This is a genomic window from Streptomyces sp. RP5T, from assembly GCF_003933965.1.
In the GTDB taxonomy this organism is placed as follows: Bacteria; Actinomycetota; Actinomycetes; order Streptomycetales; family Streptomycetaceae; genus Streptomyces.
Genome location: NZ_RSAJ01000421.1, coordinates 1 through 7,570, shown reverse-complemented (window position 1 = coordinate 7,570; position 7,570 = coordinate 1). Strand labels below are relative to the sequence as shown.

4 protein-coding genes are annotated in these 7,570 nt (G+C 75.2%); 2 read left to right on the top strand and 2 right to left on the bottom strand.

Annotation, left to right across the window (positions count from 1 at the left end):
• Nucleotides 1–1,268 (bottom strand): glycosyltransferase 87 family protein (locus EHS43_RS31985; protein ID WP_125194175.1); only part of this gene is annotated, 1,268 nt, incomplete at its 3' end.
• Between the two features lie 252 nt (nt 1,269–1,520).
• On the opposite strand from EHS43_RS31985, the gene EHS43_RS31980 reads away from it, so the two are divergent.
• Nucleotides 1,521–5,270 carry a DNA-binding protein gene (locus EHS43_RS31980; RefSeq protein ID WP_125194174.1) on the top strand — a complete coding sequence of 1,250 codons (3,750 nt, stop codon included), beginning with the start codon at nt 1,521–1,523 and terminating at the stop codon, nt 5,268–5,270.
• A gap of 15 nt (nt 5,271–5,285) precedes the next feature.
• Here EHS43_RS31980 and EHS43_RS31975 read toward each other — a convergent pair whose 3' ends face one another.
• Nucleotides 5,286–5,840 carry a YceI family protein gene (locus EHS43_RS31975; RefSeq protein WP_125194173.1) on the bottom strand — a complete coding sequence of 185 codons (555 nt, stop codon included), beginning with the start codon at nt 5,838–5,840 and terminating at the stop codon, nt 5,286–5,288.
• Nucleotides 5,841–5,974: 134 nt separating this feature from the next.
• Here EHS43_RS31975 and EHS43_RS31970 point away from each other — a divergent pair.
• On the top strand, nt 5,975–7,570 hold a 1,596-nt coding region (locus tag EHS43_RS31970; protein WP_125194172.1), incomplete at its 3' end, for a polysaccharide lyase 8 family protein.

Below are 7,570 nucleotides of genomic sequence, written 5' to 3'. Positions count from 1 at the left end.
GTGCCGTCCAGGACGTCCGACGGGGCGGGGACGGCGGGTGCCGACGTGTACCGGAACCAGCCCGCCAGGACCAGCGGCAGCACCAGGTAGCCGAAGCGGGTCGCCGGGATCAGGCAGATGGCCAGGCCCAGACCGACCGCCAGCCGGTCCGCCGCCGCACGTACGGTACGGGGCGGCCGTATCAGCAACGAGACCGTCACCCCCAGGGCCGCGGCCACGAGCGCGCCCGTCGCGAGAGCCGCGCCGCCCGGCACGTGCACGGCCAGCAGGTGGCCCGGCAGCGGGCTGGTCGCCGGTGAGCGCAGGCCGCCCGCACCGAGCGGGAAGAGCACCACCTGCTCGACGAAGGCGTGCGGGTCGGCGAGCGCGACGGGCACCACGGCCGCGGCCGCCACCGACAGCGCGGCCACGGCCGCCCGCAGCGCCGCGCGGCGGCCCGCCGTGACCGCGAGCAGGACCAGACCCACCGGCAGCAGCGGCCACGCCGTCCATTTCAGCGCGGCCGCCGCGCCCATCGCCACGCCGGCCGCCGCTCCCGAGCCGCCCCGGCCCGCCAGGGCCAGCCCCAGGCACATCAGTCCGACCACCGGCAGGTCCACCCCGCCGACGGCCAGCGGCAGCGCCACCGCGGGGAATCCGGCGAGCAGCGACACCGCGCCCGGCGGCGTCGCACGGGCGGTCCCGGCGGGCCGGCGTCCCGTGGCGGCCATGCAGAGCAGGAAGGCGAGGCAGAACCAGACGCGGGCGTCGGTGAACGGACCGTCGCCGAGGAGCGCGCGGGGGACGCCGAACAGTGCCATGCCGGGCAGGTACGGGTCGTAGTCCACGGTGTGCGCCGGATGCGGCAGATAGGGGCTGCCCGTGTGCAGCAGCAGCGCCCCCGAGCGCTCGACGACACCGACCTCCGACTGGGCCGCGCCCGACACGACCAGCACCACCAGCGGCACCAGCACCGCGCCGAGCAGCGCGGCCCACGCCCCGGCCCGCCTCCCGGCTCGCGGGTACCGGGCCGAGAGCGCCGCCGCCGTGCCGTAGCCGACCGCCGCGCAGGCACCCCAGACCCGGTGCGGTCCGAGTCCCGTCGTCGCCGCCAGGACGAGCGCGAACCCCGCGCAGCCGAGCCAGTAGGCCCAGGCCCGGTGCGCGAGGGAGAGGCGGCGGCGCCGGGGGAGCGCGGGCGGGGAGGTCTGCCCGAGGTGTCCCACCCCCGTGAGGACACCTCGGGCCGTGCGCGGGGCCGGCGTCGCCGTCCCGTTCGTGAGGGTCATGTCGTCTCTCGTGGCGCCAGTGCGCGGGGACCGCCCGCCGCGGTACCGGCCCCCGGAGCGGGGCCCGTGACCACGAGTCCAGCGCTCGGCGCGTTGTTCAGCAGCCACCGCACGCCACGGTGAACAAAACAAAGTGCCTGGTGGCGGGCGCGGCGGAACCTTGCGGGCGGTCCGGAGGGTTCCTTAGGGTGGCCGCGGCGAACAGACGTCCACGCCACGGGGAGCGGGCGACACGGGGGAGACGCAGGAGACATGGGCCGTCGGGAGACCCCGGTCGATCCGGCCGCCGGACCGGTGCCGAGGTTCGCGTACGCACTCCGCAAGCTCCGCCGGGAGGCCGGCGGCCCCACCTACCGCGAACTCGCCCGGCGGGCGCACTTCTCCGTGACCGCGCTCTCCCAGGCCGCGGCCGGCGAGCAGTTCCCCTCGCTCCAGGTGGCCCTCGCCTACGCCACGGCCTGCGGGGCCGACCCTGGGGAGTGGGAGCGCCGCTGGCAGGAGGCCGACCGGGAGGTCCGCGAGGCGGCCGCCGGCCGGGACGACGGCACGGAGCCGCCCTATCAGGGCCTCGCCCGTTTCGAACCCGACGACCATGAGCGGTACTTCGGCCGCGACCGGCTCGTCACGGCCCTGCGGCACCGGGTCCGCGACCGGCGTTTCACCGCGGTCTTCGGCCCCTCCGGCAGCGGCAAGTCCTCGCTCCTGCGGGCCGGCCTGATCCCGGCCCTGCGCGCCGAGCGCGAGCTGGCCGCGATCCGCGTCCTCACCCCGGGCCCGCACCCGGCCCGCACCCACACGGGCGCGCTGCGACCGGCGGGGGGCGGCGACACCCTGGTCGTCGTCGACCAGTTCGAGGAGGTCTTCACCCTCTGCCGGGACCCGGACGAACGCCGGGCCTTCCTCGACCTGCTGCTCGCCGCCCGGGAGCCGCGGAGCGGGCTGCGGGTCGTCATCGCCGTACGGGCGGACTTCTACGGCCGCTGCGCCGAACACCGGGGTCTGGCGGACGCCCTGGGGGAGTCCGGACTGCTGGTCGGCCCGATGGACCCGGAGGAACTGCGCGAGGTGATCGTCAAGCCCGCCCAGAGCGCCGGGCACATCGTCGAACGGGCCCTGACCGCCCGCCTGATCGACGAGATCGCCGACGAGCCCGGCGGACTCCCGCTGCTCTCGCACGTCCTGCGCGAGACCTGGCGCCGCCGCCGCGGCCGGGCCCTGACCGAGGAGGCGTACGAGGCCGCGGGCGGCGTCCACGGGGCCATCGCCCAGAGCGCCGAGGAGGTCTGGGCGGACCTGTCCCCCGAGCACGCGGACCTCGCCCGGCTCGTCCTGCTGCGCCTCATCACCCCCGGCGACGGCTCCCAGGACACCCGGCGCCCGGTGGACCGCGCCGAACTGGACTTCACCGGCCCCTCGGGTGGCCCGGCGCCCGCCGCCGACGTCGCTCTAGTCCTGGACCGCCTCGCGCGCGCCCGGCTCGTGACGCTCGACCGGGGGACCGTCGACCTCGCCCACGAGGCGCTGATCACGGCCTGGCCCCGGCTGTCCGGCTGGATCGACGAGGAGCGCGAGCAGTTGCGGGTGCACCGCCGGCTGACCGAGGCGGCGCGCGGCTGGGACGACCTCGGCCGCGACCCGGGCGCCCTGTACCGGGGCACCCGGCTGGCCGCGGCGCAGGAACAGCTGGCCGAAGCGACGCTCACCGCGCCGGAGCGGGCCTTCCTGACGGCGAGCGGGGCCGCGCGCAGGAGCGAGCGCCGCAGGCGCCGGGGACTCGTCGGCGCCCTCGCCACGCTCCTCGTGCTCGCGCTCGTCGCCGGGGCCGCCGCCTGGCAGCAGAACCGCACCGGCGACCGCCGCCGGGTGGAGGCCGAGGCCCGCCGGGTCGCCGCCGTCGCGTACGGCATGCGGTTCTCCGACCCGCGCACGGCGATGCGGCTCAGCGTGGCGGCCGCCCGGCTGGCCGACACGACGGAGACCCGGTCGACGCTGATCGGGGCGATGGCCCAGCGGGACGAGGACGTGTTCGCGGTACCGGGCGCGGACAGCGGCTTCGACGGCTCCGGCAACGACGTGCACCGGCTGACGGCGGACGGCAGGTCCGTGGTGTCCGTCACCGCCGACCGGGTCCGGATCTGGGACCTGCGCACCCGGCGGCTCACACTGTCCGCGCCGGGCCCCGGCAAGCTGATGGACGGCGTCCCGGCCGCCGTCGGCCCGGACGGCCGGACTCTCGCGCTGCTGGCCGGTGACCGTGTCGAGCTGTGGGACGTGCGGTCGGCGCGGGTGACGAGGACGCTTCCCGGAGTGGACGCGATGCAGACCCCGTTCGACTTCACCGCGCGCGCCCTCGTCGCCGTCGACTGGGACGACGGGGGTGTGCACGCCTACGACCCGCGCAGCGGGCGCGCCACCCTGCGGATCCCCGAACCGGCCGGCGGTGTGGCCGGCCTCGCCGCCAGCCCCGACGGCCGGTGGCTCGCCCTGTGCACGGGGAGCCGTACGCTGCAGCTCTGGGATCTCGCGCACCGGCGGAAGGTCTCGGCACCGTGGACGGCGAGGGTGCGCGCCGCCGAATGCCGCGACCACGCGGTGGAGTTCACCCCGGACAGCCGCACGCTCACCGTCGTCGGCGACGACGGGATCCACGGCTGGGATCCGCGCACCGGCCGCGGCACCCTGTCCGCCAGGGCCGACGGGCTGACCCAGGTGTGGCCCGGCGGGGACGGCACCTTCCTCGTGGGCACCGGACCGCACCGGCTCGTGGTGTGGCGGGCGGCCCACCCGGAGGTGCCCGTGCTGAGCCGGCGGACGGTCGCGGACGAGTGGGACGACATCGCCTTCGACCGGACCGCGGGAGTGCTGCGCTGTCTCGGCGGTTCCGCGACCGTCGTCCGCTCCCTGGCCCTCGGCACCGCCTCGACGTCACCCTGGCAGCGGGCCACGGCCTACCGGGCGGCATTCTCCGACGACGGCCGGGTCCTGGCCCGCTCCGTGGAGACGGGCGGTGTGCGGCGCGTGCAGGTCCTGGACACCCGCTCGGGGCGAGTGGTCATGGAGCCCTCGACGCGGCCGTGCCCCGGCGCGCAGCCCTGCGCCGACCTCATGGCGCTCAGCGGTGACGGCGCCTACCTGGCGACCGCCCGCGACCGGTACGACCCCGGGGAGCGCACCGCGCCGGACCGGGCCCGCGTCACGGTGTGGGACGTCCGGACCGGCCGCGCCCGCGCCACCCTGGACGTCGGCGCCGAGCCCGACGGGTCCCCGGCGGTGTCCGGCCTGGCTCTCGACGCCCACGGCCGCACCCTGCTGGTGTACCGGTCCGCGACACGCCCCTCGGTGGAGGTGTGGGACGTGGCCCGGCTCAAGCGGCTCAGGACCGTGCGCAGTGTGCGTCCCGGTGACACCGTCACCTCCGACTCGGAGGGGGTGGGCCTCGCCCTCCGCTCCGACGGGGCCGCTCTGGTCACCCGGGAGGGGCTGGTCGCCGATCTGCGCGCCGGGCGCGTGGAGCCGCGCGTGCTCGGGGAGGACCTGATCACCACCGCTGCCTTCGGCCCCGACGGGTCACGGCTGGCGGTGGGGGACGTGCTGGGCCGGGTCACGCTCTGGGACGGGGCCGTACGGGCGCGTCTGGGGGTGCTGGACGGCACCACGTCGGATCCGTCGACCGACGCCACCGGCGCGGTGACCGCGTTCGCCTTCTCCCACGACGGCCGAACGCTCGCCGTCGCCGGCGCGGGTGGCAGCCTCCGGCTGTGGGACCTGGCGTCGCAGCGGCTCCTGGGGACCACGCTGCCCACCCCGGGCGACGAGATCCGCGCCCTCGCGTTCGGCGCCGACGGCACGCTCTACGCCTCCGGCGTCCACGTCCCCGTCCAGCGGTACGACCTGGACCCGCGCCGTCTGGTCACCGAGGTGTGCGGGCGCGCCGGCTCGGGTCTGTCCGGGTCCGCTTGGAGGACGTACCTCCCGGACCTTCCGTACCGGCGCACCTGCTGATCCGCGGCGACGGGGTCACGCGTTGCGGATGGCGGAGATGTCGAAGTGGAGCTTGATCTTGTCGGACACCAGGACGCCACCGGTCTCCAGGGCCGCGTTCCAGGTCAGGCCCCACTCGGAGCGCTTGATCTCGGCCTTGCCCTCGAAGCCCACGCGCTCGTTGCCGAAGGGGTCCTTGGCGGCGCCGTTGAACTCCAGGTCGATGGTGAGCGGCTTGGTGGTGCCGAGGATGGTCAGGTCACCGGTGATGCGGTAGTCCTCGTCACCGAGCGCCTCCGCCTTGGTGGAGCGGAAGGTCATCGTCGGGAACTCGTCGGTCTTGAAGAAGTCCGCGCTCTTCAGGTGCCCGTCACGGTCCTCGGAACCGGTGTCGATGCTGTCCATCTTGACGTCGATGGAGGCCGTCGACGCGGTCGGGTCGCCGCCGTCCAGGTGCAGCGAGCCGCTGAAGTCGCCGAACTTGCCCTTGACGTTGGTGACCATCGCGTGCCGCACGGTGAAGCCGATCGTGGAGTGCGCGGCGTCGATCGTGTAGTCGCCGGTCAGTGCGGTGAGGTCGGTGTTCGTCATGGCGAAGCTCCTTGAGGTGAGGATGTTGAATCTTGAACCACTCAACGCGAACGACCGTAGACCTATTCCATAGAAGTTTCAACATCATCCGCGAAGTGTTGGCGTGATCCCGCCGCGGTGGTAGACGGCCCTGTATGAACCCGCAGCGCAGGGCCCTCCTGCGACCCACCCGCAGAGCCGTCTTACTCGCGGCGGCGCTCCTGGCCGCCGCCCCGCCCGCCCGCGCCGACACGGCCGACCCCTACGACACCCTCCGCCGGCGCTGGCTCGACATCGCGCTGGGCACCGGATACGACCCGGCGGCGGAGCCGTACGCCTCCCGCCTCGCCGAGACCGGCGCCCTCGCCCGGGGGGTCCGCGCCACGATGGCCCCGACGCCCACGTCCCTGTGGCCCGACCATCCCTACGACCCCCCGGCCGGCATCACCCAGAGCTACAGCCGTCTGTGGACCATGACCCAGGCGTACGTCCAGCAGGGCACCGGCTCCACCGGCGACGGGACGCTCCTCGCGGACGTCCTCGGCGGCCTCGACCACCTCTCCGCCACCGTCTACAACCCCTCCACCACCCGCTACGGCAACTGGTGGGAATGGCAGATCGGCAGCCCCCGCCTCCTCATGGACATCACGGCCGCCCTCCACGACCACCTCACGGACGGCCGGAGAACCGCGGCCTGCGCCGCCGTCGACCACTTCATCCCCGACACCGTGCTCACCGACTACTCCGGCACCTCCACCGGCGCCAACCGCGTCGACCTGTGCCGCTCCGTCGCCCTGCGCGGCATCCTCGGCCGGGCCCCCGACCGCATCGCCCTGGCCCGCGACGCCCTCTCGCCGGTCTTCCCGTACGTCACGAAGGGCGACGGCCTCTACGCCGACGGCTCCTTCGTCCAGCACACCCGGGTCGCCTACTCCGGCACCTACGGCCAGGTCATGCTCGACGGTCTCGGCCGCCTCTTCGCCCTCCTCGCCGGCTCCGCCTGGGAGGTGACCGACCCGAACCGGCAGACCGTCCTCGACAGCGTCGAGCACGCCTACGCCCCGCTGATCCACGACGGGCTCGTGATGGACAGCGTCAACGGCCGTGCCATCAGCCGCGGTTACCTCAGAAGCGACGAGCGCCACGTCCTGCGCGGCGACCACTTCCACGGCCAGGGGATCATCGCCGCCATCGCGCTGCTGGCGGACGGGGCGAGCGAGCAGGAGCGCACCCGCTGGCACGGCCTGGTCAAGGGCTGGATCGAACGGGACACCGTCACCCCGGTCCTGACGGCACGCCAGTTCGGGCCGGCCGACCTCGCCCGGCTGCACGCGGTGGCCGCCTCCCCCGTCCCGGCCGCCCCCGAGCCCGTCGGGCACCGGCTCTTCGCCGCCATGGACCGGGCCGTCCACCGCCGCCCCGGATTCGTCGCGAACATCGCCATGGCCAGCGACCGGATCGCCGCCTACGAGTGCGGCAACGGCGAGAACCCGCGCGGCTGGCACACCGGCGCCGGGATGCTCTCCTGGTGGGCCGGGGGCCGCAGCGACCAGTACACCGACTGGTACTGGCCCACCGTCGACTGGTACCGCCTCCCCGGCACCACCGTCTCCACCAGGCGCCTCGCCGACCGCGCCGGCGGCGAGTGGGGCGAGCCCAGGCCAGACGTCCGCTGGGTCGGCGGCACGACCGACGGCGAGTACGCGGCGATCGGCCAGCACCTGAAGGGCCTCGGGTCGACGCTCCAGGCC